Source organism: Streptosporangium sp. NBC_01755, assembly GCF_035917995.1.
GTDB lineage: Bacteria > Actinomycetota > Actinomycetes > Streptosporangiales > Streptosporangiaceae > Streptosporangium.
In genome coordinates this window covers 5,795,129-5,820,121 of record NZ_CP109131.1, presented here as the reverse complement: position 1 = coordinate 5,820,121, position 24,993 = coordinate 5,795,129, and the positions used below count along the sequence as shown (strand labels likewise).

The 24,993-nt window shown below is 69.7% G+C and carries 26 protein-coding genes and 1 pseudogene; 16 read left to right on the top strand and 11 right to left on the bottom strand.

Features of this window, described 5'->3' with window-relative positions; genetic code table 11:
* Positions 1–303: 303 nt before the first annotated feature.
* Both OG884_RS27755 and OG884_RS27750 read left to right on the top strand, forming a co-directional pair.
* Complete coding sequence (locus tag OG884_RS27755) at positions 304–555, top strand: AbrB/MazE/SpoVT family DNA-binding domain-containing protein (RefSeq protein ID WP_326637681.1); 252 nt, start codon at positions 304–306, stop codon at positions 553–555.
* A gap of 3 nt (positions 556–558) precedes the next feature.
* The gene (locus tag OG884_RS27750) at positions 559–969 is read left to right on the top strand and encodes a type II toxin-antitoxin system VapC family toxin (protein WP_326637679.1); all 411 of its coding nucleotides are present in this window, start codon (positions 559–561) and stop codon (positions 967–969) included.
* A gap of 242 nt (positions 970–1,211) precedes the next feature.
* On the opposite strand, the pseudogene OG884_RS37675 reads toward OG884_RS27750, so the two are convergent.
* Positions 1,212–1,511 (bottom strand): annotated as a pseudogene (locus OG884_RS37675) (hypothetical protein); the annotation flags it as partial.
* 468 nt (positions 1,512–1,979) lie between these two features.
* Between OG884_RS37675 and OG884_RS27740 the strand changes: the two are divergent.
* The 9 genes from OG884_RS27740 (at position 1,980) to OG884_RS27705 (ending at position 11,147) form a co-directional block, all read left to right on the top strand.
* Positions 1,980–2,381 (top strand): hypothetical protein, encoded by a 402-nt coding sequence (locus OG884_RS27740; RefSeq protein WP_326637676.1) that lies wholly within the window; start codon positions 1,980–1,982, stop codon positions 2,379–2,381.
* Between the two features lie 164 nt (positions 2,382–2,545).
* Positions 2,546–3,295 carry a TetR/AcrR family transcriptional regulator gene (locus OG884_RS27735; RefSeq protein ID WP_326637675.1) on the top strand — a complete coding sequence of 250 codons (750 nt, stop codon included), beginning with the start codon at positions 2,546–2,548 and terminating at the stop codon, positions 3,293–3,295.
* The gene (locus OG884_RS27730) at positions 3,292–5,409 is read left to right on the top strand and encodes a PEP/pyruvate-binding domain-containing protein (RefSeq protein WP_326637673.1); all 2,118 of its coding nucleotides are present in this window, start codon (positions 3,292–3,294) and stop codon (positions 5,407–5,409) included. Before OG884_RS27735 ends, OG884_RS27730 begins: the two co-directional genes overlap by 4 nt.
* A gap of 42 nt (positions 5,410–5,451) precedes the next feature.
* A complete protein-coding gene (locus OG884_RS27725; protein ID WP_326637671.1) occupies positions 5,452–6,189 on the top strand; it encodes a serine hydrolase in 738 nt (245 codons plus the stop codon).
* A gap of 94 nt (positions 6,190–6,283) precedes the next feature.
* A complete protein-coding gene (locus tag OG884_RS37670) occupies positions 6,284–6,691 on the top strand; it encodes a DUF4189 domain-containing protein (RefSeq protein WP_442811536.1) in 408 nt (135 codons plus the stop codon).
* 200 nt (positions 6,692–6,891) lie between these two features.
* Positions 6,892–7,404 (top strand): O-acetyl-ADP-ribose deacetylase, encoded by a 513-nt coding sequence (locus OG884_RS27720; protein ID WP_326647012.1) that lies wholly within the window; start codon positions 6,892–6,894, stop codon positions 7,402–7,404.
* Between the two features lie 190 nt (positions 7,405–7,594).
* Positions 7,595–9,769, top strand: a complete 2,175-nt coding sequence (locus OG884_RS27715) for an NACHT domain-containing protein (RefSeq protein WP_326637670.1) — start codon at positions 7,595–7,597, stop codon at positions 9,767–9,769.
* Between the two features lie 175 nt (positions 9,770–9,944).
* Complete coding sequence (locus OG884_RS27710; RefSeq protein ID WP_326637668.1) at positions 9,945–10,298, top strand: helix-turn-helix transcriptional regulator; 354 nt, start codon at positions 9,945–9,947, stop codon at positions 10,296–10,298.
* 126 nt (positions 10,299–10,424) lie between these two features.
* Positions 10,425–11,147, top strand: a complete 723-nt coding sequence (locus tag OG884_RS27705) for a neutral zinc metallopeptidase (protein WP_326637665.1) — start codon at positions 10,425–10,427, stop codon at positions 11,145–11,147.
* 31 nt (positions 11,148–11,178) lie between these two features.
* Here OG884_RS27705 and OG884_RS27700 read toward each other — a convergent pair whose 3' ends face one another.
* Together OG884_RS27700 and OG884_RS27695 are read right to left on the bottom strand one after the other, a co-directional pair.
* The gene (locus OG884_RS27700; RefSeq protein WP_326637664.1) at positions 11,179–12,225 is read right to left on the bottom strand and encodes a class I SAM-dependent methyltransferase; all 1,047 of its coding nucleotides are present in this window, start codon (positions 12,223–12,225) and stop codon (positions 11,179–11,181) included.
* Positions 12,226–12,445: 220 nt separating this feature from the next.
* Positions 12,446–13,378, bottom strand: coding sequence for a phosphatase PAP2 family protein (locus OG884_RS27695; protein WP_326637662.1), 933 nt, complete (start codon positions 13,376–13,378; stop codon positions 12,446–12,448).
* Positions 13,379–13,737: 359 nt separating this feature from the next.
* Between OG884_RS27695 and OG884_RS27690 the strand changes: the two genes are divergently transcribed.
* The 5 genes from OG884_RS27690 to OG884_RS27670 all read left to right on the top strand — a co-directional run bounded on the left by OG884_RS27690 (position 13,738) and on the right by OG884_RS27670 (position 16,863).
* A complete protein-coding gene (locus OG884_RS27690; RefSeq protein ID WP_326637661.1) occupies positions 13,738–14,247 on the top strand; it encodes a PadR family transcriptional regulator in 510 nt (169 codons plus the stop codon).
* 127 nt (positions 14,248–14,374) lie between these two features.
* Positions 14,375–14,530 (top strand): hypothetical protein, encoded by a 156-nt coding sequence (locus OG884_RS37665; RefSeq protein ID WP_326830301.1) that lies wholly within the window; start codon positions 14,375–14,377, stop codon positions 14,528–14,530.
* A complete protein-coding gene (locus OG884_RS27680; protein WP_326647117.1) occupies positions 14,458–14,700 on the top strand; it encodes a hypothetical protein in 243 nt (80 codons plus the stop codon). Before OG884_RS37665 ends, OG884_RS27680 begins: the two co-directional genes overlap by 73 nt.
* Positions 14,701–14,932: 232 nt before the next feature.
* Positions 14,933–15,625, top strand: a complete 693-nt coding sequence (locus OG884_RS27675) for a response regulator transcription factor (protein WP_326637659.1) — start codon at positions 14,933–14,935, stop codon at positions 15,623–15,625.
* Positions 15,619–16,863 (top strand): sensor histidine kinase, encoded by a 1,245-nt coding sequence (locus tag OG884_RS27670; protein ID WP_326637657.1) that lies wholly within the window; start codon positions 15,619–15,621, stop codon positions 16,861–16,863. The genes OG884_RS27675 and OG884_RS27670 overlap by 7 nt, the downstream gene beginning before the upstream one ends.
* On the opposite strand, the gene OG884_RS27665 is transcribed toward OG884_RS27670, so the two are convergent.
* From OG884_RS27665 to OG884_RS27630, 8 genes are all read right to left on the bottom strand, one after another.
* Complete coding sequence (locus OG884_RS27665; RefSeq protein WP_326637656.1) at positions 16,812–17,513, bottom strand: hypothetical protein; 702 nt, start codon at positions 17,511–17,513, stop codon at positions 16,812–16,814. The two genes, OG884_RS27670 and OG884_RS27665, sit on opposite strands and share 52 nt — an antisense overlap.
* Before the next feature lie 347 nt (positions 17,514–17,860).
* Complete coding sequence (hydA, locus tag OG884_RS27660; RefSeq protein WP_326637654.1) at positions 17,861–19,270, bottom strand: dihydropyrimidinase; 1,410 nt, start codon at positions 19,268–19,270, stop codon at positions 17,861–17,863.
* Positions 19,267–19,692 carry an allophanate hydrolase-related protein gene (locus OG884_RS27655; RefSeq protein WP_326637652.1) on the bottom strand — a complete coding sequence of 142 codons (426 nt, stop codon included), beginning with the start codon at positions 19,690–19,692 and terminating at the stop codon, positions 19,267–19,269. The genes hydA and OG884_RS27655 overlap by 4 nt, the downstream gene beginning before the upstream one ends.
* Before the next feature lie 10 nt (positions 19,693–19,702).
* Positions 19,703–20,506 (bottom strand): ATP-binding cassette domain-containing protein, encoded by an 804-nt coding sequence (locus tag OG884_RS27650; protein ID WP_326637650.1) that lies wholly within the window; start codon positions 20,504–20,506, stop codon positions 19,703–19,705.
* A complete protein-coding gene (locus OG884_RS27645; RefSeq protein ID WP_326637649.1) occupies positions 20,503–21,390 on the bottom strand; it encodes an ABC transporter ATP-binding protein in 888 nt (295 codons plus the stop codon). Before OG884_RS27645 ends, OG884_RS27650 begins: the two co-directional genes overlap by 4 nt.
* Positions 21,387–22,256, bottom strand: a complete 870-nt coding sequence (locus OG884_RS27640) for an ABC transporter permease (protein ID WP_326637647.1) — start codon at positions 22,254–22,256, stop codon at positions 21,387–21,389. The genes OG884_RS27645 and OG884_RS27640 overlap by 4 nt, the downstream gene beginning before the upstream one ends.
* Entirely contained in the window at positions 22,253–23,308 is a 1,056-nt protein-coding gene (locus OG884_RS27635) for an ABC transporter permease (RefSeq protein WP_326637645.1), read from the bottom strand. The genes OG884_RS27640 and OG884_RS27635 overlap by 4 nt, the downstream gene beginning before the upstream one ends.
* Positions 23,309–23,382: 74 nt before the next feature.
* Positions 23,383–24,990 (bottom strand): ABC transporter substrate-binding protein, encoded by a 1,608-nt coding sequence (locus OG884_RS27630; RefSeq protein WP_326637643.1) that lies wholly within the window; start codon positions 24,988–24,990, stop codon positions 23,383–23,385.
* Positions 24,991–24,993 lie beyond the last annotated feature (3 nt).

Here is a 24,993-nt window from a genome sequence, read left to right as displayed (position 1 = left end):
GTAGGGGCATCGACTCGGCGTCGCCGTCGCACGGTAGGTCCAACGCTCGAAGGGCTCGCGTGTCGCCCTTGGGTGTTCTGGGTGATCAACCAGAATCGGCCCATCGACGGGGCCTGGCGAGCCCGGGGCCGAGGTCAGGTGGGGGCGGCCCTCCAACAAGATCAAGACGCACCTCATGCCCGTGCTGCTTGACGGCCTTCCGCATCAGAGGCGCCTGACAGACACGCGGTGACTTTCTGAAACCAATCGCATGCCATGCGTCACACCGTTTGGCCTTTACTTGTGATGGCTACAGTAAAGGTTATGGAGCACGGCAAGAGAACACGTGCCAGGCGTACGGGGCCGGCACGTATCTCCAGCAAGAACCAGGTGACCTTGCCGGCGGCGGTCCTGCGCACGCTCGGTCTTCACCCGGGAGACCTGGTTGACATCGCCGAAGAGGGCGGCCAGATCGTCATCCGGCGACACCGCAGCCGTCTCGACCGGGTGATCGGCACCATCCCCGGCTTCACCGAGGCCGTGGACGTCGAGGCGAGCCGCGAGAGCTGGAGATGACGGGTGCCGACCGTGATGCTCGACACCAACGTCATCGCCGGCCTGCTCAATCCCGACGACGCGCTGCACAGCCATGCCTGTGACACCGTTCGCCGCCGGGAGGACAAGGCGGCCTCGTTCGCCATCTCCGTGATCACCTGGAGCGAACTGCGGGTGGGTGCGGTCCGCAAGGGTGTCGCGGCCGAGAAGATGCTTGAGGCATTCCGTGCCGCCGTCATCGACCGGATCGTCGAGGTGGACGAGACGACGGCCGAGAGCGCGGCCCTGCTCAGGGCCGCGGACCTGACAATCCGAGTACCGGACACCCTCATCATCGCGACCGCCCGTGCGGTAGGGGCCGACGCGCTGCTCACCGCGGACCGGAAATTCCCGGGCATCGCCCCGGAACTCGTCGAACTGCTACGGCCGGGCTGATCCGATAGACCGTCCGCCATCGCCCGATGTCGGTCGTACGACCCCACTCTGGTCCTTGAGCAAGCCGGGAGAGCGGTGGCCGCCGGCATCAGCCCAGAGCCGAGGTCGGGCAGGGGCGATCCTCCGGCAAGGTCAAGCCGCACCTCATGCCTGTGCTGCTTGACGGCCTCCCGCACCGGAGACGTCTGACAAGTGAGATCGCGCAACTGTCCTGCCGACCATTGTCCGTAGTCGGCCAGGACCGCGTTCACGATCTCCGCGAACTCGGCATCGATGTCCGTCTGAGGAGCATCCACAAGATGGATGAGGCATTCCCGGTGACCGGCGAAAGGATCGGTTGTCTCTTCCACCCGGATGATGCCCGCCTCGCGAAGATCTCGCTCGATCTCGGCGAGGCGCAGACTATGCGGGCCATGGTGGCGCCATCTCCACTCGACGCCCGAGCCGGGAGGAAGTCCGCGCTCGACAGCACGTAGATCAGCAAGGTAGAGAAGTTTTGTGAGCTTGGTGCGGTTGATTCGCACACCACGAGAACGGGCCATCGCCAGAAGATAGGCAACGGCCGCGGCCGGACCACGAAGGGTCACAGTGGTCGTCACACTGCTCAGTGTAGGTGCGGTGTTGTCTATGACAAGCACTCTCACAAGCCCATCTGATCGAATACATGTCCCCTGTTGCCGGGATCGCGCAATGAGGCTAGACGACATCGCCGCAGCTCGACAGCCAGATGGCTTGATTCGATGGCTATAACGATTACTCAGATGACCTCAGATTCCTCAATATCCGGTCATTCCTTCAAGCTCGCCGCAGAGTAAATTGCCGTATCGGCCCTAAAATGTCCGCGAAACCAAGAATCATCCTTGATGAGGCTGTTCACGTCGTCGTTGGGTTCACCAGGTGATGCGGTCCGAGGGCGACGGCCGGTGGAAGGGGGGGCAGGCGGGTCGGCCGGGCGGGCGCGGAGGGACTGGAGCAGCAGGGCCACCAGCCGGCGAGCGATCCGGCGCCCAATGCCGAAGAGGGCCCGGCCGTCGGCCGTCGCGTGCGTTTCCACCGTCACCCGAGACGCGCTGCCCACCTGGACGAGGCCAGGGTTCAGCGATGACGGCTCGGGCGTGCCCCACGTGTTCAGCGAGCACGGCGACATCATCGCCGTGCTGTTCGGCTATCCGCTGGCGGCCTCCACCGATCCTGACGTCACGAACAAGATTCTCTGGGTCTCGCGGCTGCCGCAGCAGCCGATGCGGCCGCTGACCATCAAAGCGATGCTGGACGGGACGACGACGGCGGTGGTCCGCGAGATCGACGGAGGCCCGGGGCCTTCATCGGTCAACCTGCCCAGGACGGGATGCTGGCGTCTGACGTTGAACTGGTCCGGACACAGCGACGCCATCACGCTCAGGTTCACCTGACCGACGAAGGGTCGCCGCACTGCGCGTATTCCCGATCTGACCCCGGCTTCAGCCGGGCCACCCCGAGGGAAGGGCATGCTCGCCCACCCCTTCCCGGCGATGTACCATCAATTAAATGACCAGATAAGCTCATACGGTCAAATTTTTGGGAAATGGTGGGGATCGTGGAGTCACGGACCAGAAGGGTGGGGCGGCCGCCACAGGACGCCTCGCAGCGGCTCGCCCGAGCGCACCACATCCTGGACATCGCCGGCGACCTCGTCCTGCGCTGGGGGTACGACAAGACCACCGTCGAGGACATCGCCCGGCAGGCCGGGGTCGCCAAGGGCACGATCTACCTGCACTGGAAGACCCGCGAGGAGCTGTTCACCGCGCTGCTGCGCCGCGAGCGGGTCGAGATGATCACCGAGGTGCGCAGGCGGATCGGAGAAGGCCCCGCCACTCTCCGAGAGCTGCTCAGGCTGCTCGCCTCCGAGATCCTGGGCAGGCCCCTGATTCGGGCGAGTGTCCTGGGCGACTCGGAGGTGCTGGGCAGGCTCACCCGCCAGAAGCGGGACCGTCCGGCGGGCGCCGAGCTGGGCGGCGGCTTCCCGGGCTACTTCGGCACGCTGCTGGAACACGGCGCCCTGCGGAGCGACCTGTCGCCCGCCGAGCACGTGACCACGCTCGTCTCCGTCCTGTACGGGTTCCTGAGCGTCTCGCCGATGATGCCGGCCGGATATCAGCCGGCCGACGAGCGCCTGGCGGAGCTGATCGCCGACGCCGGCGGCAGGGCGCTGGAGCCCGGCGGCCCGGTCCCGGCCGCCGACGCCCGCGCGGTGGCGCGGGCCACCCTGGAGTACGTCGACGCCGCTGTGGAGGCCGCGCAGCGGAAACTGCGCGTCTCCCTTGGCACTGAGGAGAGTACGCCTTGAAGACCCTCCCCCTTGACGACGAAGCCGCCGACCTCGCCCTGGCGGGCGGCAAGGGGGCCTCGCTGGCCCGGCTGGCCCGCGCGGGCCTGCCGGTTCCCGGGGGCTTCCACGTCACCACCGACGCCTACCTCGACTTCGTCTCGCGCGACGGCCTGAACGACCAGATCATGGCGGCCGTATCGGGGATGCCCCCCGAGGAGGCGTCCCGGCACATCGCCGCGCTGTTCGCCGCCCGGCAGATGCCCGCGGAGACCGCCGCCGAGATCCGCGCGGCCCACGCGAGGCTCGGCGCGAACGTACCGGTCGCCGTGCGCTCGTCGGCCACCTCCGAGGATCTTCCCGACATGTCGTTCGCCGGTCAGCAGGACACCTACCTCAACGTCCGCGCCGACGCCCTGCCGGACGCGGTCAGTCGCTGCTGGGCCTCGCTGTGGACCGCGCGTGCCATCGCCTACCGGGCGGCGAACGGCGTACCGCACGACGGCGTGGCGCTGGCCGTGGTGGTGCAGGAGCTGGTGGAGGCCGACGCGGCGGGCGTCCTGTTCACCGCGAACCCGCTCACCGGCGCGCGCGACCAGGTCGTGATCAATGCCTCCTGGGGGCTGGGCGAGGCCCTCGTGGGCGGGCAGGTGACGCCCGACACCGTCGTCGTCGGCAAAGCGGCCGGAGCCGACGGGGAGATAGCCGAGGAGCACATCGGCGACAAGACCGTCATGACGGTCCGCACGCCCGGCGGCACGCGTGCGGAACCCGTGCCCGAGGAACTGCGCCGCCGTCGCGTGCTCGACCGCGAGCAGGCCCTGCTGCTCGCCCGGCTCGCGACGGAGATCGAGAAGCTGTACGGGACGGCCATGGACGTGGAGTGGGCCAGGCGCGACGGGGCGTTCCTCGTCCTGCAGGCCCGCCCGATCACCCGGCTCAGGCAGCGGGTCGAGGAGTGGAACGACAGCCTGACCGGTGACTACCTGTGGACCGGCACCAACCTCCGCGAGGCCATCCCTGACGTGATGACGCCGTGTACCTGGTCGCTGGTGCAGATCTTCATCGGCGAGGCGATGTCGGCGTCGAAGATGCCCGGTTTCAGCGTGGTCGGCAACATCGGCGGCCGCTTCTACATGAACCTGAGCATCGCGTTCTCGGTGGCGCGGGCCATGGGCATGCAGAGCAGGCTCGGCGCGATCGAGCAGGTCTTCGGCAAGCTGCCGCCCGGCCTGGACGTGCCGCTGCTGCCGATCTCGCGCTGGCAGATCGTCAAGGGCGTGCTGCCGCTCGCCTTCACCCTGCGCAGGCGGGTGGCGGTCAACACCGGGAGGATGCGCCCCTTCCTGGCCACGGCGCGGGAGCGCTGCACGGCCCTGCGCGAGCGGACCGCCGCCACCGCGACCACCGACGAGCTGGTCCGGCTCTGGGAGGCCGAGCTGCTGCCGTACTTCGTGGAGGCCTGCCAGGTCCTGGAGGCCGCCGGGCGCCAGGGCGGCAACGCCCTGGTCATGACCCGCGACAGGCTGCGCGAGCTCGTGGGTGAGCGTGACGCCCAGGCCATGCTCACCGGCGCCAACACCGACGGGGCACTGGCCAGTCTCGAAACGATCATCGGCCTGGAGAGGCTCGCCGCGAAGGAGATCGACCGGGAGACGTTCGCCGGGGTCTACGGGCACCGGGGCGCGCACGAGTTCGAGGTCTCGATCGCCCGTCCCGGCGAGGACCCGAGGTGGATCGACGCGCAGCTCGCGGCCATGCCCGAAACCCGGGGACACGCCGGCACGCTGCTCGACCGGCAGCGGGAGGCGCACGAGGCGGCCTGGAGGCGCTTCGGAGAGCGCCATCCCGGCAAGGTGGCGAAGACGCGAGAGCGGGTGGCGCGGTGGAACGCGATCGTCCGCGACCGGGAGACGGCCCGCTCGGAGGTGATGCGCGCCTTCTGGGCGTTGCGCGCCTTCGTCCTGCGGGCCGGGAAGCTCACCGGCCACGGTGACGACCTGTTCTTCCTGCGGATCGAGGAGATCCCGGCCGTGGTCGGCACCGGCAACGCGACCATGCGCCTGCGCGACGGCGACCGGATCCGGGTCGACGGCGAGCGCGGCACGGTCGAACTGCTGGCGCCGCATCCGTGATCTCCGGGGTCACCGCTTTCGGGCACCGGCGCCGTCCGCTCCGTGGCCGAGCAGGTGTTCCAGCCGTACCGCGTACCGACCGCGGGTGAGGCGCCCGGCGGATCATCGCCTCACGGGTCGGCGGTCGACGCTCATCATCAGGCAGCGACCGCGGCCACTACCCGTCAGCCCCAAAAGTGGAACGCCTACCACCTGCCCGGCACCGATGGTGGCGCCCACGAAGCGGCGCTCAAACGGCTCAAGCCCGGTGCGACCGTCACGCTCGACCAGGTCGTCTCCGCCATGATCGAGGAGAGTGACAACGCCGCCGCCGACCTGCTGCGCGACCGCCTCGGCCCCGGCGCACTGCGCAAGATCGCGCAGACTGGCGTCGGTACCGTCAACGGCGAGATGCTACGCGCCTTCGGCGGCTGCGCGTTGCCCGCCGACGTCTGCCTGAAGAACTACGTCAAGGCCGGTAAGCAGGTGCGGCCCACGCTCCCCGGCTTTGCCCGGCAGGCCGCCTGGGCCGAAACCGTGACCCGCGTCGAACCTGGCGTGCTGCGCGAAGTGCTCACCGGACTCAGGAAGGACAAGACGGCGAGCAAGCACCTGGAGTGGCCGATGCGCCAGCCCGGCGCCGACCCCCGCACACTCCTCATCGGCACCAAGGGGGGCGCGCTGCCCGGCGTCATCAGCGAGGCCATGTACACCGTCCGGCCAGGTGAGAAGCCGCGCGATTTAGCTCGCCAGAAGTGCGATAATCAAAGAGTTAACTATCAGTTCCAGCCGGCCGGCTGATTAACCGAGTGGCGACTCACCGTCACTATAGGAGTTCCGGGCCACGGTGGTGGGGCCAGGAGTCACCCCTGGAATCATACGAAGAGGAAACACCATGCAGTTAGGCAAGAAACTCACTGCCATCGCCGCTTGCGCCTTCATGGCGAGCGGGATGCTGGCCACGGCGTCCCCCGCAGCTACTGCGGCTACCGCGGCCACCACGGGGGAAAGTGCGGCACGTTACTATTACGGCGCCATTGCCGTGGCACGGGACGGCCGTATCGGCAGGTCCTGGGACTACAGAACAGCGGCTGCCGCCAGACAGCGGGCACTGAGGACGTGCGGCCGCTCCAGCTGCAAAGTCCTTACCACCTTCGTCAACGGTTGTGGCGCTGTCGCCTACAATTCCAAGAGAAACGTCTACTGGGGCGGCAGGGGGAGCACACCCGCCAGGGCGAAAAGGAACGCTATCGCCAATGCGGGCGGCGGCCGCTGGGTCGTCTATCAATGCACCTCGCGATAGCACTGACCTCAAGGAGTCAGCCGTGGCCATCAGTGAGTGCCTGAGCTGGGCTTTTATGGTCGGGACTGTTTGATCGGAGAACCGCCTTCTACCGTGGGTACAAGCGTGTGAGGCGGTGGTGACAGTGGGTTCGTTGCTGGAGGAGTACGCCGAGAAGTTCCTCGATGCAAAGGCCAACTATCGCGAAAGGTCACAACCTCATGCAGGTCACGCTGGTCCAGGGGGACATCACCGCGCAGCAGGTCGACGCCGTCGTCAACGCCGCCAACTCCTCGCTGCTGGGAGGCGGCGGGGTCGACGGAGCCATCCACCGGCGCGGCGGCCCCGCGATCCTGGCCGCCTGCCGCGACCTGCGCGCCTCGCACTACGGCAAGGGGCTCCCGACCGGCCAGGCCGTGGCCACCACCGCGGGCGACCTACCGGCCCGCTGGGTCATCCACACCGTCGGCCCCGTCTTCTCCGCCACCGAGGACCGCTCGCACCTGCTGGCCTCCTGCTACCGGGAGTCGCTCCGGGTCGCCGACGAGCTGGGCGCGACCAGTGTCGCGTTCCCCGCGATATCCACCGGGGTCTACAGCTGGCCCGTCGGCGACGCCGCCCGCATCGCGCTCGGCACCGTACGCACCGCACCGACACAGGTCACGGACCTGCGGTTCGTGCTGTTCACTCCGGACGCCTACCGCGTCTTCGAACGGGCACTCGGCGCCGCGTGAGGGCCGATCACACTCGCGATCTTGTCCGCCCTGTCCAGGCCAACGGAGAGGAAGTAAACGCCAAGTCCCACGAGAACGGCGAATGCCACGATCGCGCCACACCAGACCTGCGCCTTTTCCGACATACCGCTATCTTCATTCAGATCCGGAATTTCCGGAAGCCGGACGGCACAGAGCGTACCCTCAACCCATGAGCGGTTCCGGATCCGAAGGCGTGCACAACAAGATCGGCAGCGCCGCGCACAGCAACGTTGTCCAGGCTCGCGATGTTTATGGAAACATCATTTTTTACGCTGGCGACGAGGCGCGGACAGCCCGGGCCCGGGAGTTCGAAGCTCAATTCCGCCGTGGTGTCCTCCACCTCCTGGACCGCATTGAACTCTGGGGCGTGGACGAGCTGCCCTGGGAACTGCGCAATTACCGGCTGAGCTCCGCCTATATGAATCTTTCGCTCCAGAAAACGAGAGAGGGCCCCGCCCTCAACGGGAGCGGTCTACGCGTTGAGGACGTCGTCACCGGCAGGCGCCGCCTGCTGCTGGAGGGCCACGCCGGCTCCGGGAAAACCACCGCGCTGCGCCATCTGGCCATTCGCGGCCTTCATGGAGAACTACTCCGGGAAGGGGACGAATCCCCGGCGCTGGTGCCATTCTTGATCAAGATGCGCGGCTGCCACGACGGGGAAAAACGCCTGCGCCTTCCCCAGGTGGAGGAGTTCGTGGCGGCCGTCGCCGACACCATCGCCGGCAGCAAGCCTGACCGTTGGGTAGCCGACCTCCTGGAGCACGGCCGGGGAATGGTCTTTCTGGATGGTATCGACGAGATATCCGACAAGGATCGTCCAGCGGTCCTTGAATGGCTGAAACAACTCCTCGCCTATTACCCCACGGCGTCCTATGTCCTGACCTCGAGGCCCGCCGCCATCAACGAAGCCTGGCGCGAGCAGTTACGAGCCAACGACTTCGTGACTGCGAGACTGGAGCCGATGACGCCTACTCAGGTGGACGGCTTCATCGATCGCTGGCACCTTGCCGTGGCCGAAGGGGCCCATACCTACTCCCCCGGCCAGGTGTGGGAGTCAGGACAACGCCTGAAGGGCGAGCTGGCGGCGCGCCGTGATCTCGCACGGCTGGCCAGGTCACCGCTGATGTGCGCGATCCTCAGCGCGCAGCATCTCAGGGGGAACGAGCTGTGCGACTCGCGTTCAAAGATCTTCCGCAGGAGCGCTCTCGTCGACTTCCTGGTCGAGCGCCGGGACGTAGGGCGGTCCATCCGCAAAAGGTCGGACTGGCACCGGCTGCTCGCGCCGCTTGCCCACTGGCTGGTCGTAGAGGGCGAGGACACGCTCCCGCGACGGACAGCGGTCAGACTGATCGACCGGGTGACGCATGAGGGGGCTCTCTCCGCAGGGCACACGCTCCAGCTCATGATGGAGCAGACCGGCCTGTTGGAACTCGTCGACGGAGAACGTGTTGGATTCCGGTTCCCCGGGTTCCAGGATTATCTGGCCGCCCAGGAGTTCCTGGACCAGATGCACCACGGGCACCTCGTCAGCCACGCTCACCTGCCCGCCTACCAGGAAGTAGTGATCATGGCGGTCGAGCAGGAGGCGGAGCGCGATTCCTGGCGGGTGCTGTCGAGGCTGGTCGACCGGGCCAGGAGAAGTCGCAGTAACCATCGTCGGCTGTGGCTGCTGGCGGCCGCGTGCATCGCGGACCTTCCCCCCGATGGGTGCCCGGAACTCGCCGACCAGATCCGTTCCACGGTCCGGGAGTTCCTGCCACCTCGCGACCTCGGCGAAGCCGACGAACTCGCCGAGGCCGGGGACTTCGTTCTCGACCTTCTCACGGACGTGGCGTGGTCGGGCTCCGTCACGAACGCCATGGCACCGGCCGTCATCCGCACCGCGGCACTGATCGATGCCGACCAGGCGGTCCCTCTCCTCAGCCGGTTCCGTTACGTCGACGACCCCGGGATCCAGCGGGAACTGGCCGCGGGCTGGTGCCGGGTCCGTGGCTACGAACGCTACGCCCGCGAGGTGCTGGGTGACGCGGCCCTCGACACGACCTGGCTCGACCTTCCCCACGTCTCCGCGCTGCCCACACTCCGCCTGATCACCGGCCTTCGGAACCTGCGGCTGCCCCGCGAAGCCGACTCCGACACGCTGAAGGCGCTGGTAGAACTCGACGGCCTCCCGGACCGGCTCGAAGCGATCAGCCTTGCCGACACCGCCGTCACCGACCTGACCCCGTTGGCCAGGCTGCCGCGCCTGCGCTGGCTCGACCTCTCCAACACACCGGTCGCCGACCTGAGCCCGCTGACGAAGCTTCCCGGCGTGAAAGTTCGTCCGGCCAGGCTCGCCCCGTAGCAGGCCGTCGTTCCCCGGCACGATCTCGTCGATCCGTCCCGCGTATGTCACAGGCGGTGGCGAGACCGTCATCACCCGGCTCGCCGACATCCTCGTCATCCAGGCGATCCGTTCCTGGCTCGACTCGGCGCCCGAGGCGAACCAGGGCTGGCTGGCCGCCCTGCGCGACGAGCAGGTGGGGCGGGCGCTCGCGTTGATCCACCGCGCGCCCGAACGGCAGTGGAGCGTCGCCTCGCTCGCGCAGGAGGTCGGCATGTCGCGCTCGGCCTTCTCAGCGCGCTTCACCGACCTGGTCGGCGAGTCCGCCATGCGCTATCTCGCCCACTGGCGCATGCAACTGGCCCGTACGCACCTTCGGCGGACAGCGGAGCCGCTCTCGGCGGTCGCCCGCCGCTTCGGCTACCAGTCCGAGGCGGCGTTCTGCCGGGCGTTCAAACGGACCTTCGGCGTGCCGCCGGGGAACGTCCGCCAGGCTGCGGACGAGGTGAGTTTGACGGCGCGAGGGTGGGACAGCGCCTCAACGCGCTGATCGCTGCTCTCGCGAGCCGCGTGCACAGCGAAGGCACCGGGAGTTCTAAGCTGTCCGATCATGCGCTTCGTCCCCCCAAGCACCGCTTCCCGGCGATCTCTCCGGCGGTGGGCTCTCCTGGCCGCCGTGTGTCTTGCCATCCTGCCCGCCGGAATCGCGCAGGCCTCCGCGCCCAAGCCCTCGTTGCTGAAGTCCGGCAGGCTGGCGGTCACCTCGTGCCCGGAGCCGCCGCTCATCGACCGAGGTATTCCACAGCCGGGCGAGTATCTCCTCGCGGTCATGAGATGTCTGAACACCTCGTGGTCCGCCCACTTCGCTCGGGCCGGGCTGCGGTTCCGCACGCCCACGGTCCGCCTCTACTCCGAACCCGCGCGACGTGTCTGCGGAATACCCTGGCCCCAAGGCGCGGACGCCTTCTACTGCACGGAACGGGCCACGCTGGTGTTCCCACTCACCGATGCCTGGATCGAGGACCGCACCGACCTGTACCCCTTCAAGGTGGCGGCCCACGAGTACGGCCACCACCTGCAGAACCTCACCGGCGTCAGGGACCACTTCGAGAGGCGCGCCCGCGCCGACCTCCCCCACCAGTTCGAACTCCGCCGCCGCTACGAGCTCCAGGCCGACTGCCTGTCGGGGGTGTTCCTGGGCAGCGTACGGGACTCCCTGCCGCGTACCGAGCAGGACTGGAAGGCACTGTCCGAGAAGCTCCGCGCCAGCGGTGACGAGGGTGAGCGCCGCACCCACGGCAGCGGCGCCAACCGGGTCCGCTGGTTCGAACGCGGCTACCGCGCGCTCTCCCCCGCCGCCTGCGACACCTGGACCGCCGGACCGTCCCGGGTGTCCTGACCCACGGGGGCCGGCGAAGACCGGACAGCCGCTACGGCTTCAGTTCCAGTACCAGGTTGAACGGGGTGGCGGTGGCCTGGCAGGTCCGGGTGAAACCCGCCTGCCGGGCCACCTCGAAGAGCCGGTCCCGCCCGGCCTGCGCGCCCAGGGCCTCGGTGCCGCCCTGGGCAAGCGCGTTGGGTACGCAGATGGTGGCCGAGGCGTTGAAGAAGAGCCGGCCCACCGGGTTGAGGTCGTCCGGCAGCCGCCCGTGCGCGAACGGCTCGACCAGCAGCACGGTGCCGTCGGGTGCCAGGGTGAAGTGCACGTGCCGTAGCGCGGCAACGGGGTCGCCCATGTCGTGCAGGCAGTCGAACAGGCAGACCAGGTCGTAGCCGGCCCCTGAGTAGTCGGCGGCGTAGGCCGCCTCGAAACTCACCCGGTCCGTGACCCCGGCCTGCAGTGCCAGCTCGCGGGCCCGCACGATCGAGGGCACGTGCGCGTCGAAGCCGGTGAAACGCGAGTTCGGGTACGCCTCCGCCAGCACGATGGTCGAGGCGCCGTGCCCGCAGCCGACGTCGGCCACCAGGGCCCCGGCGGTCAGCTTCTCCTCGACGCCCGAGAGTGCGGGAATCCAGCTGTCTCGCAGGTGGGCGGCGTATCCGGGGCGGAAGAACCGCTCGGTGCCGTTGAACAGCGCCCGGTCGTGGTCGGACCAGGCCAGGTCCCTGGCACCTCGGTAGGCCTCCGCGATCCCGGCCTCGTCGCGGTAGACGGAGGAGATCAGTTCGGCGAGCCCGGTCATGAACACCGGGCTGGTCTCGTCGGCGAACACCGTCGCCTGCTCGTCGGTCAGCGTGTAGGCGCCGTCCCGGTAGCGAACGTATCCGGCGCATGCCTGGGCCGCGAGCCATTCGGCGACGAGCCGCTCGTTGGTGCCGGTGCGCCAGGCCAGGTCACCGGGGCTGAGCGGGCCCGCCCCCACCATCGCCTTCCACAGGCCCAGCCGGTCTCCGAGCACGACCGTCGCCGCTCCGAACGCGGCCCCCATGTCGAGCACGACCTGGTCCACGAGCCTCTGCAGCCCGGCCTCGTCCATCGGAGCCTTCCCCGTCGGTCCGTGTGATCGCCCGCAGTGCTCAGGGCGAACTCCGTACGGGCTCTTCGAGTCCGCCCACCGCGCGGAAGAGCGCGGAAGAGGTCGGCGAATCCCCGTGCGGCCACCGTTCTCATCGTAGTGCCGGCCTTTCGCGCCTCCCGGAAACGGATGTTCAACGTCGTGCAACGGCTCCTTCGGCCCCGGACCAAAAGGTCCGGGATCAAAAGCGTCCGCTGTGGTGGCCGTTGTCCGACGCCTGCGGGAGGTCGGCCCGGAAAGGACGGAAGTGATCCGGCCCAGCAGGCGGAGCCCCCGTCGGCCGCCCGTACTGGAGGGAACGGCCGAAGTCCGGGCCGGCTCGGTGCCTGCCCGCGTGGGCGGCCGGACGGCGCCCGTACCGGCCCTCGGGGGCGGAATCGTTCCGGCCCAGGCGTTCGATCAGCGGCGACACCAGCCGCACCGCCGGTGGCGTGAGCGCGAGCAGCACCGCCGGTGGCGTGAGCGCGAGCAGCACCGCCGCCACCACGCCTGCGGCGAGGATCACACCGGCGAGCACGTCGTGCGGGTAGTGAACTCCCACCATCACCCGCAGCAGCGCCGCCACCGCGGCCAGCGGCAGGGTCACCGCGGCGAGGCGGGGACGGAACAGGGCCAGCCCGACCGCGAGTCCGGCGGCCAGGGTGGCGTGGTTGCTCGGAAACGACCAGTCCCCCACCTCGGGGCACTCCGCGATCGCCGCCGCGGCTCCCCGTACCACCCGGCAGGGGCGTTCCTCGATCACCGTCAGCTTCACCGTCTCGCTGATCGCATAGGCGGCGACGGTGCCCACGCCGATCATGACGGTTCCGGCGACACCGCGCGCGTCCCCGCGGCGCAGAGCGGTCCACCACACCAGGACGAGCAGCAGCCCGAGGAGCACGAGGGTGCCGTCGGTGGCTATCTCCATCGCGGTACTCGCCCACGAGGGCGCGTTCGCCACCGCCTTGGTCACCAACCTGTACCCGGAGGCCGAAACGCCTTCCACGACCTTCGCCGGACCGGCCCCGCCCGTGCCCTCCGGCGAAAGCCAGGCAACGGCTCCGGCCCCCACGCCCAGCGACACGGTCGCGCCAAGCAGCCGGCTGCGGAGATTGTTCCCAGCGTCAGTCTTCATAGCGGTCGATCATAAGAAGGACCGTGGCATAACGCCTAAATGAACAGTAATCAAACCTGAGATGAATCTCAGTTCGACCGGTACCGCCGCTGTCACCTCACCGGATCGGCGATCGCCGTGAGCAGCGGCACCGGCTCCTCGGCCCCGGCCGGGCTCGGCGACTCACCGAGCGGCGGACACCCTGGGCGGTGTCGGCAACCGACTGCGGGTTCACTCCGCCCGGCAGTGAAGATCATATTTCGGGCGCTTGATCGAAACGCGAGTGCGACGGCGGTTGGTGACGTGAAACGCCGCGGCTTGTGCAGAAATGCGGCAGATCCCCTTGAGAAGCGCATACTGCGTATGCATACTTAGTATCCATGTCGATCAGGCACGGGCTGCTCGCCCTGCTCAGCAGGGGGCCCCGGCATGGCTACCAATTGCGGGTGGAATTCGAGGCGTCGACCGGGGCGACCTGGCCGCTCAACATCGGCCAGGTCTACACGACGCTGTCCCGCATGGAGCGCGACGGTCTGGTCAAGCCAGGGGAGTCGGACGAGCAGGGCCGGGTCGTCTACACGATCACCGCGGCCGGCCGGGCGGAAATGATGCGATGGTTCAGCACCCCCGTCGTCCAGTCCGACCGGCCGCGGGACGAGCTGGTCATCAAGCTGGCCATGGCCGTCGCCGCCAAGGAGGTGAACGTCGCCGAGGTCGTCCGCAAGCAGCGTACTGCGACCATGCGCGCCCTCCAGCAGCTGACCAGGGCCAAGCGAGCCGCCACGGAAGGCACGGCCCAGCGGCTCGTGCTCGATTCCATGATCTTCCAGACCGAGGCCGAGCAACGGTGGCTGGATCACTGCGAGGCCGTTCTCAAGGAGGAAAGATGACGGTCGTACAGCTGGTTGAGGTGGCCAGAGTCCACGGCGAAGGGGAGACGGCCGTACACGCCGTCAACTTGACCCGGCCCTGAAGGGCGTGAGCCTCGCGGTCGACGCGGGGGAGCTGGTCGCGGTCATGGGCCCGTCCGGGTCCGGCAAGCCGACCCTGCTCAACCTCGCGGGCGGGCTCGACCGGCCCACGTCGGGGGGACGTTGCGCGTGGTCGTGGCCGGCCAGGCCCTCTACATCTCCGGGCTCGGCGCGCTGGTGGGGCTGGCCGCGGGGATGGTGACGGGCGTGGCCCTGAGCCGGCCGATGACGACGCACGCCGCCGGAGATCCCGCCACGATCGCCATACCGTGGCCATTCGTGATCGCCGTGGTGGTGGGGCTGCCCGTTCTGGCATCTGTGGGGGCGCTGATCACTCGGACCAGGCTGCCCCTCGCCCGCCGACTCCTGTGACGCGGATCCTGGACTGCTCTCGTCCGCCGCGGTGGTCGACGAAACCCCTCTCCGACGCGGCAGCCGCACACCACAGCCGGCGCGACACGTCCGGTGAATCTCGAACACCCACCCCGCGCTCCGTCCGCCACACGGCGGAGCCCGGGTCCGCCACACGGCGGAGCCCGGGTCGGCCCGCGTCTCTTCCGGGGAGGGTCGCCGCTAGGCGATCGACCTCTGTAGTCTGCTGCGCATGCCTGGTAGGACAAACGGTCTCGCGAGGATCAAACTGGTCATCGCGGACGACCAGGCCATGATCCGCACCGGACTGCGGTTCGTCGCGGAGACCGCCGCGGACATCGAGGTCGTCGGGGAGGCCACCGACGGGCTGGAGGCCCTCTCCGTGACCCGGCGACTGCGACCGGACGTGCTGCTGATGGACATCGCGATGCCCCGGCTGGACGGTCTGGGCGCCGCCCGGCGGCTGCTCGCGGACCCGCATCCACCCAGGATCGTCATACTGACCACCTTCGACACCGACGAGAATTTGCACGCCTCGCTCCGTATCGGAGTGAACGGTTTCCTGCTCAAGACCTCGCCCCCCGAGCAGCTCATCGAGGCGGTACGGGTGGTGGCGGCCGGCGACGCGCTCATCGACCCGGCGGCCACCACGCGGGTGATCGCCTCGTTCACCGCGCACCACGAGCCGGTCGCGCCGCCCGAGCTGGCCACGCTCACCCCGCGTGAGCTGGAGGTGCTGCGCCTGCTCGCCAGAGGGCTCTCCAACCTCGAAATCGCGCGCGAGTTCCAGGTGGGCGACGCGACCATCAGGACCCACGTCGCCCGGCTGCTGCACAAGCTCGGCCTGCGCGACCGGACCCAGGCCGTCGTGTTCGCCTACGAGGCCGGGGTCGTGCGGCCCGGGCAGCGGAACCTGCCGTGCTGAGAAGACTGCTCGGCGACTGGCGGCCGACCTGGCTGGATCTCCTTCTCTCCCTCGCCGTGGGGATCACCGGCCTCGTCGAGTCCTTCGGCCGCCAGGGTTCCCAGCCCGGCCAGATCAGCGATCCGGTGCCGCTGGCGGTGGGGGCGGTCGTCGCCGGGACGCTGCTGCTGCTCCGGCGCAGGTTCCCCACGGCCCTGCTCCTCGCGCTGATCTCGAACGGCCTGGCCGTGCGGGTGGTGGCGGGCGACGAATACTACGCCGCCTGGCACTTCTACTCGACGCTCATCCTCGTCCACACCGTGGCCAGCGCCGCGGAGCTGCGGAGCCGCCGCGGGATCGCGGGGCTGGCGTGCGTGCTGGCGACGTACGCCGGCCTGCAGATGCAGACGTTCCAGAGCAACGACATCGCCGAAGTCATGATCACAGCCGTCTTCATCGGCGTGGCGTACGGAAGCGGCATCCTGCTGCGTCGCCAGATAGACCGGACGTTGCGGCTGGCGGAACACGCCATCCGCCTTGAGATGGAACGCGAGGAGCGAGCCCGGCTGGCGGTGGCGGAGGAACGGACCCGGATCGCCAGGGAGCTCCACGACATCGTCTCGCACAATGTGAGCGTGATGACCCTGCACACCGGCGGGGTGCGGATGCGGCTCGGTGAGGAGCACAAGCGGGAGCGCGACATGCTGCTCGGGGTCGAGCGGGCCGGCCGCGAGGCGGTCGAGGAGCTCCAGCTCATGCTGGGAGTGCTCCGCGGGACCGGCGATCCGGACCCCGGCGCCTCCCAGCCGGGCCTGGAGCGGCTGGACGAGCTGGTCGCGCAGGTCAGGGAGGCCGGGTTGGACGTCCGTCTCCAGATCATCGGCGAGCCGCGCCCCCTGCCGCCGGGACTCGCGCTCTCCGCCTACCGGGTGATCCAGGAGGCTCTGACGAACGTGCTGAAGCACTCCCCCGCCACCGGTGCCGACGTCGTCATCGCCCACGGCCCGACCGGACTGGATGTGGAGATCACCGACGACGGCACGGGCGTCGGCCCTCCCCCGGCCGGCGGGCACGGCCCAGACGGATACCGCTTGGACGGGCAGCGCTTGGACGGGCAGCCCTCGGGTGGACACGGCCTGGTCGGGATGCGCGAGCGGACCGAGATGCACGGTGGCGAGCTGTCCACCGGTCCCGTCCCGGGCGGCGGTTACCGGGTGGCCGCCCGGTTCCCGCTGGACATCTCGGCGGCGACCGGCTGAGCCGCCTCCCGCCCGGCCCACTCCGCGTCGCTCATCCGCAGCATCCGCAGCCCGATCACCCCGGAACCGGCCAGGTAGAGCAGGCCGCCCACGGCCGTGCCGATCGGGAAGATCAGGGTGCCGAAGACGCCCGCGATGATCGCGAAGGGTGCCCACCACGGCCCGTGGCCGGCGTAGGCCAGGGCCAGCCCGAGCAGGAACAGGCCGAGCAGCCCGAGGAAGCCCGGGATCTGGAACCCGAAGGTGGCGCCGGGATCGGAGAGCGCCTGCTCGGCGAGCATCTCGCCCTGCCGCCCGCCCAGGGCGCGTTCGAGCCGGGAGTAGAAGAAGTCCACCAGCATCAGCCCGGAGAAGTTCACCACGCCGAGCAGCGCGAGACCGCCGGCGAGGTGGCCGAAGACGACTCCCCGGTGCCGGATGAGGTGGATCATCCCGATGATTCCCGGGATCATCAGCACCCAACTCCAGTGCAGCAGCGAGGCGCTGACCGAGACCTGCTCCGGATACCTGCCGTAGACGCCGGTGGTGTCACCGCCCTGCCGCAGGGCCGGGTCGACGATGGCGCCCGCGATGTAGAGGAGCGGCGCGACGATGAGGCACACCCCTGCGGCCCATCTGCGGAAACCGAGTGGATTGGAGAGCGATGGCATGAGATCTTCCCTTGCGTTCCGGCCCGCACCTGGGCGGGCGGGGCGAGGACGGGAACGTTAGGCGACGACGCGGCGCGCGTCGTCCTCCTCATGGCTATCGTCGCTCCGCTGTCCGGCGGACCGCCTACCCCGCCAATCGCGACACGAGCCCGGCGCCCCACGCGCTGGGCTCACCGCGCTGGGCGCGACGCGCGGATCCGGACCGTGAACGCGCCCGGAAGGCGGGGGCATATATCGCCCCGGCCGGCAGGTGCCGACCGGGGCGCCGTCGTCACGGAGCCGTGCGCCCCAGTGCCGGGGTGAGCGTCGTCACGGAGCCGTGCGCCCCAGTGCCGGAGTGAGCGTCGTCACGGAGCCGTGCGCCCCAGTGCCGGAGTGAGCGAGATCGGTCCGGCGGACAGGTGCCGGCCGCGGGGGACGGGGTCGACCAGGATGCCGTCGTGGACCACGACCCGGCCGCCGACCAGGACGGTCCGCGGCCTGCCGGTCAGGGTCATGCCCTCGTACGGCGTGTAGTCCGTCGCCATGTGCAGGTCGCCGGCGCTCACCCGCCACCGGGCGGCCGGATCCCAGATCGCGATGTCGGCGTCCGAGCCCGGCATCAGCGTGCCCTTGCGCGGGTACAGGCCGTTGGTCCTGGCCGGGTTGGCGGCGGTCAGCTCGACGAACCGGGTGGCGGGCAGCCCTGCCCCGGCGACGTACTCGGAGAAGATCACCGGTAGCCGGGTCTCCACCCCGGGCAGGCCGTTGGGCATGGCCCGCACGTCGGTGCGCCGCGACTCCTTCTGCGCCAGGTCGTAGCAGCAGTGGTCGCTGCCGATCGTGGTGATCTCCCCGGTGAACAGGTGGCGTCCCAGCGCGTCGACGGCCTGGCGGGAGCGGAGCGGCGGGCAGCAGACGAACCGCTCCGGGGCGGGGCCGTCATAGTTGCCGTCGTCCAGCACCAGGTGGTGGGCGACCGACTCGGTGAACGCCGGCACGCCGCGCCGCCTGGCCGCCGCCACCAGCTCGACCGCCTCGGCGGTGGACTGGTGCACGAAGTAGACCGGTGCCCGCAGCGACTCGGCGATGGCCAGCACCTCGGCCACCGAGGCGGTCTCGGCCAGTTCGGGGCGGGTCGCGGCCATGTGCCCGGCGCCGATCCTGCCGCTCGCCGCGCACCGCTCCTGGGTGTCCTCGATGATGTGGTTGGCCTCGCAGTGGATCACCACCATGCCGCCCAGGTCGCGCAGCGTCCTCATGGTCCGCAGGATCGTGTCCTCGCCCGCCATGGTCTCGCCGCGGTATGTGGTGAACATCTTCACCGTGGGCATGCCGTCCGCGACCAGCGCGCCGAGCTGGTCGGGCACGGTCTCGTCCCACTCCACGACGCAGGCGTGCAGGGCACTGTCGCACAGCCCCTGGGCGGCCTTGGCCCGCTGGGCGTACGCCGCGTCGGCAGGTGCCTGGCCGGGCCGCGGGATGGCGAAGTCCACGATCGTGGTGGTGCCGCCGAACACCGCGGCCGTCGTGCACCTGGTGTAGTCGTCGAGCGAGGTGAAGTCGCCGGAGGTGAAGCCGACGTGGCAGTGCGGGTCCACCCCGCCCGGCATGACCAGCCGCCCGGTCGCGTCGACCTCGGCCGCGCTGCCCGGCGCGGGCGTGCCCGGCTCGGCCAGGGCGACGACGACACCACCGGCCACGAACACGTCGGCGGGGGCGGACCAGCCCGCCTCGACCACCGTGCCGCCCCGCACCACCAGCTCGGCGTCTCTCATCCGACCGCGCCCTGCGTCCGGCCGATCTCGCCCTGCGTCCGGCCGGACGCGAGGTAGGCGCGCCAGCCGCCGGCCGTGCTGATGTCGGTGACCCCCGGCAGGGTCAGCGACTCGTCGCGCATCCGCATGGACAGCGATCCGCTGCCGTCGGCGAGCTCGATCACGCTCAGCTCCAGCTCCTCGGGCTCGTTCGGCAGCAGGTGCTCGCGCAGGATCTGGTAGCTCACCTCGTACAGCTCGCCGGGCACGGCGTACCCGTCGGAGGTCACCGGGTACAGGCCGGGGAACTCGTCGCGCACCGAGTAGAACCGGTAGCGGGGGGCGGTCTCGACGGGTCCGACAAACCGGGCGCCGCTCAGCGCGGTGTTCAGGCTGCCGCCCGACATCGCCTGGCCGTTGACGAACATCCGCAGATTCTCCACGGGTCCTCCTTCAGTACTGAGGTTCGGCCGCGCGGCGGGCACGCTCGGCGGCGGGGTCGGGGATCGGGACGGCCGCCAGCAGCGACCGGGTGTAGGGGTGCTCCGGCGCCCCGTACACCTGCTCCCGGGTGCCGATCTCAGCGAGCCGTCCCTGCTCCATGACCGCGATCCGGTCGCAGAGGTAGTAGACGACCGCCAGATCGTGCGCGATGAACAGGATCGACAGGTTCAGCCGCAGCCGCAGGTCCCGGAGCAGGTTGAGCACCTGGGCCTGGACCGAGACGTCCAGGGAGGAGATCGGCTCGTCGCAGATGAGCAGCCGGGGCTCGACCGCCAGGGCCCTGGCGATGGCGATGCGCTGGCGCTGCCCGCCGGAGAACGACCTGGGGTAGCGGTCCAGGTGCTCGGCGGACATGCTCACCGTCTCCAGCAGGGCCGCCGCGCGCTCCCTGCGCCGGCGCCGGTCCGGCTCAAGACCGTGCACGACGAGCGGCTCCTCAAGCAGCTCGGCCACGGTCATCCGGGGGTTCAGCGACGAGTACGGGTCCTGGAACACCATCTGCATCTCGCGACGGAGGGAGCGCAGCTCCCCGCGGCCGGCCGCCAGCACGTCGCGCCCGCCGAGTTCCACCCGGCCGGAGTCCGGTTCGGTCAGCCGCGCCACGCACCGCGCGGTGGTGGACTTGCCGGAGCCCGACTCCCCGACCAGGCCGAGCACCTCGCCCGGCATCATGTCGAAGGAGACGTCGTCCAGCACGCGCCTGCCCTCGAACGTCTTGACCAGGTTCCGCACCCGCAGCAGGGGCTCGCTCATGCCCGGCTCACCGTTCCTTCCTGTGCCGCTTCCCCGGCCGCTTCCCCGGCCACTTCCCCGGTCGCGGAGCCGATGGTGGCCAGCGGCCGGGACAGGTCGCCCCCGATCCGGGGCACGGCCGCGAGCAGCGCCCTGGTGTAGGGGTGGCGGGGCCGGGCGTAGACCTCATCGACCGGGCCGCTCTCCACCGCCAGGCCGTGGCGCATCACCACCAGCCGCTCGGCGAACCCGGCCACGATGCCCAGGTCGTGGGTGATCAGCAGGACCGCCATGTCCCGCTCGTCGGCCAGTTCGTGCAGCAGCCGCAGCACCTGCGCCTGGACCCGCACGTCGAGTGCGGTGGTCGGCTCGTCGGCGATGAGCAGCGCGGGTTCCGCGATGATCGCGATGGCGATCACCACCCGCTGCCGCATCCCGCCGGAGAACTGGTGGGGGTAGTCGTCGAAGCGCTGCTCGGCGTCGCGCACGCCCAGCCGGGAGAGCAGCTCGACGCCGCGCCGCCTGGCGACCTTCTTGGACACCCCTCGGATGACCAGCGGCTGCATGATCTGCCAGCCGATCGTCATCACCGGGTTGAGCGAGGCGAGCGGGTCCTGGAAGACCAGGCCGACCCCCGAACCGCGGATCTCGCGCATCCGGCGCGGCGGCAGCGTCAGCAGGTCGGTGCCGTCCAGCGCGATCCGCCCGGTCAGCGTGGCGCCGGCGTCCAGCCGCAGTACGGCTCGCGCGGTGACCGACTTGCCGGATCCGGACTCGCCGACCAGCGCGACCTTCTCGCCGCGTGCCAGCTCCAGGTCGACGCCGTGCACGACCTCGACCGGCCCCTCGGGCCCGGGGAAGCTCGCCCGCAGATCTCGTACGGCGAGCAGTGGTGTGTCCGTCATCGGCCGGCCCCCTCGCGGATCGTCGGGTCGTTGCGCACCCGCAGCCAGTCGCCCAGCAGGTTGAAGGAGATCGCGGTCAGCATGATGGCCAGGCCGGGGAAGGCCACCGCCCACCAGCCGTTGGTGAGGTTGTTGGCCGCCGCGGCGATCATCGCCCCCCATTCGGCGGACGGCACCTGCGCGCCGACGCCGACGAAGGACAGGCCGGAGATGACCAGCATCACCGCGGCGACGTCCAGCGTGGTCTGCACGTACAGGGTGTTCAGCGCGTTGGGCAGGATGTGCCGGAAGACGAGACGGGTCCTGGAGACGCCGAGCATCCTGGCCGCGTCGACGTACTCGGCGTCCTTGACGTCGCGGACCAGCGTGCGCACCAGCCGCGCGTAGCCGGGCCACCAGGTGAGGGAGAGGGCGATCACCGCGGACTGCAGGCCGGAGCCGAGTGCGGCGGCCAGGCCGAGGGCCAGGATGATCGACGGGAGCGAGAGGCCGATGTCGGTGATCCGCATCAGCACCTCGTCGACGACCTTCCCGCCGAGGGCCGCGACCGTGCCGACCACGGTCCCGATCAGCGCCGCGGCGACGATCACTATCATCGTGGCGGGCAGGGTGACCCGCGCGCCGGACAGGACCCGGCTGAGCACGTCACGGCCGCTGGCATCGGTGCCGAACCAGTGGTCGCCCGAGGGGGACAGCAGGGCCTTGGACAGGTCGACCGCGTAGGGGTCGTGCGGCGCGATCAGCGGCCCGATGACGGCGAGGAGCACCATCGCCACGGCCACCGTCACCGCGGCGCGCTCGACGATCGGGACGCGGGGCAGGATACGGCGGCGCGCGCCGGTGACCGCCGTGGCTCCGGCGCTCACGCGTTCACCTCCGCGAGAGCGGGTACGGCCGGCTCGCCCGTGCGGCGCTTCGTCCTGCGCAGTCGCGGGTTGAGCCAGAGCTGGATCAGGTCCACGGCGATGTTCGCCACCACGAAGACCACTCCGATCACGAGAACCGTGCCGATCACGGTGTAGAGGTCGCTCTGCAGGACGGCGGCGACCGCGTGGGCGCCGATTCCCGTCCTGCCGAAGATGGATTCCACCAGGACCGTGGAGCCGAGCATCCAGCCGAGTTGCATGCCGAGAATCGTGCTGGCCGGGACCATGGCGTTGCGCAGGCCGTGCCGTACCACCACGCGGAACTCCGAGGCGCCGGTCGCCCGGGCCAGCGTGATGTAGTCGGAGTCCAGCGCGGTGATCATTGAGGAGCGTACCGTGCGGGCCACCACCGCGACGAACGAGGCGGCCAGCGTGAGGGCGGGAAGTATCAGGTGTCGCAGGGCGTCGCCGAAGGCGGGCAGGTTCCCGCCGAGCAGCGCGTCCAGTGAGGTCATTCCGGTGATCCTCGGCACGTCCTGGCCGAAGGCGAGCTGGCCGGTCAGCGGCAGCAGCCTGAGTTCCGCGGCGAAGACGAGTTGGAGCATGAGGCCCAGCCAGAAGACCGGGACCGCCGCGCCCAGCAGGGCGATGAGCCGGGCCGCGATGTCGGCCGGCCGGCCTCGCCGGTAGGCGGCGTACACGCCCAGCGGTACCGCCACCACGATATTGATCGCCATCGCGGCGAGCACGAGTTCCACCGAGGAGGGCAGCATGGCCGCGATGTCGTCGAGCACCGGCCGCTGGGTGAACACCGAGACGCCCAGGTCGCCGTGGAGCAGCCGGTCCAGATACCCCGTGAACTGCTGCCACAGAGGCCGGTCAAGGCCGAGCTGGATCCGTACCTGTGCCACCTGTTCGGCGGTCGCGTTACGCCCCGCGGCGGTCCTGGCCGGGTCGCCGGGCAGTACCTGGGTCATCAGAAAGGTGACGACGGCCAGGCCTGCCAGCACGATGACGCTGGTCACGAGCCGCCGTAGCAGAAAACGAGCCATGGGGTACCTCCCCTCAGTGGTGATCTCCGATGATGGGCGGGCTCGGCGCGGAGGGCCGCGCCGAGCCCGGCGGGTCAGCCGACCTGCACCTGGTAGACGTCCACGGTCTGGTGGTGCGCGGGGTCATAGGCGTAGCCGGTGAGCCCCTTGCGGTGAACCGTCACGTACTGCGGGTTGGACATGTTGATCGAGGGGTGGTCGGCCGCGATGGTCTGCTGGGCCTCCTTGTAGAGGGCGCAGCGGGCCTCCTCATCCGTCAGCTTCTGAGCGTCCTCGACCAGCTTGTCGACCTTCGGGTTGTGGTAGCCGCCGCTGTTCTGCCCGTTGTTGATGAACTTCGAGTTGAACTGCAGGTGCAGCACGGAGTCCGGGTCCGGGTAGGGCGGGAAGCCGTAGATCATGCCGAGGTCGGGCGTGGTCTCGTTGCTCTTGAGCATCTCGACGTACTGCGGGTAGGTGACCGCCGACAGTTCGACCTTCACCCCGATCTTGGCGAGGTCGGACTGGAGCAGCGTGGCCGCCTGCTCCATCTCGGCGGTGGCCTTGAGGTAGCTCATCGTCAGCGTGACGTTCTTCAGACCGGCGGCGTCCAGGATGCTCTTGGCCTTGTCCAGGTCGTAGCCCGCCTGCGCGACCGTGGGGTCGGCGCAGGCCATCGTGCTCGCCAGCACTCCGGCGGCCTTCTTGCCCGCACCCTTGAGGATGGCCGACTGGTGCTGGTCGTAGTCGTAGGCGTAGGTGATGGCCTCGCGCAGCGCCTTGTCGGCCGCCGGCGAGTCCTTCATCTTGAAGAAGACGTAGAGCTGCACGTTGGTGTCGGCCTTGTCCACCACATGGCCGCCGCTTTCGAGACCGGCCCAGTCGTTGGGGTCGATGTCCATCGCGATGTCCACGTCACCGTTGCTCAGCGCGGTCTTCTGGGTCGCCGCCTGCGGCAGGTAGCGGATCACCACGTCCTTGGCCTGCTTGGTGAAACCGCCCCAGTAACCGTCGTGCCGGGTGAACTTGGCCTCCTGGTTGGGGGTGTACCCGGTCAGCTTGTACGGCCCGGACCCCGCGCCGTTGGCCGCCAGCCACTGACGGCCGTCGTCGGAGCCGGCGTTGGCCTGGACGAGCTTGGAGTTGAGCAGGTAGACCCGCGACAGCGCACCCAGGAACGGCGCGTAGGGCTGCTTCAGACTGATCTTCAGATGGGTGTCGTCGACGGCCTCGGCGGAGTCGTAGGCGGTCATCAGCGACGCGACGCCCATCTGCAGCCTGCCGATCCGGTCCAGCGTGTACTTCACGTCGGTGGCCGTCAGCCTGGTGCCGTCGTGGAAGGTCACGTCGTCGCGGAGCGTCAGGTCGAGGGTCTTGCCGTCCTTGGAGAACGTCCACTCGGTGGCCACCGCGGGGGCGATCACGCCGCCCTTGGCGTACTTGACCAGGGTGTCGTAGGCGGGGATGGACACCTCGTCAACGGTCGAGTTGTCGGCCTGGACCGGGTCGAAGGTGGCCGGCGGCTCGTTCTCCGCGATGATCAGCGTCTGCTTGCGGACGTCGGAGCCGCCGGAGCCGCCGGGGGCGCCCGAGGTGCTCTGGCCGCAGGCCGCGAGGGCCAGCGCGCCGACGAGCACGACGGAGGTCAGGCCCAGCGTGCTCCTGCGGCCACGTGCCACCGGGGTGGCGGGGGGTCGGTGCACTGT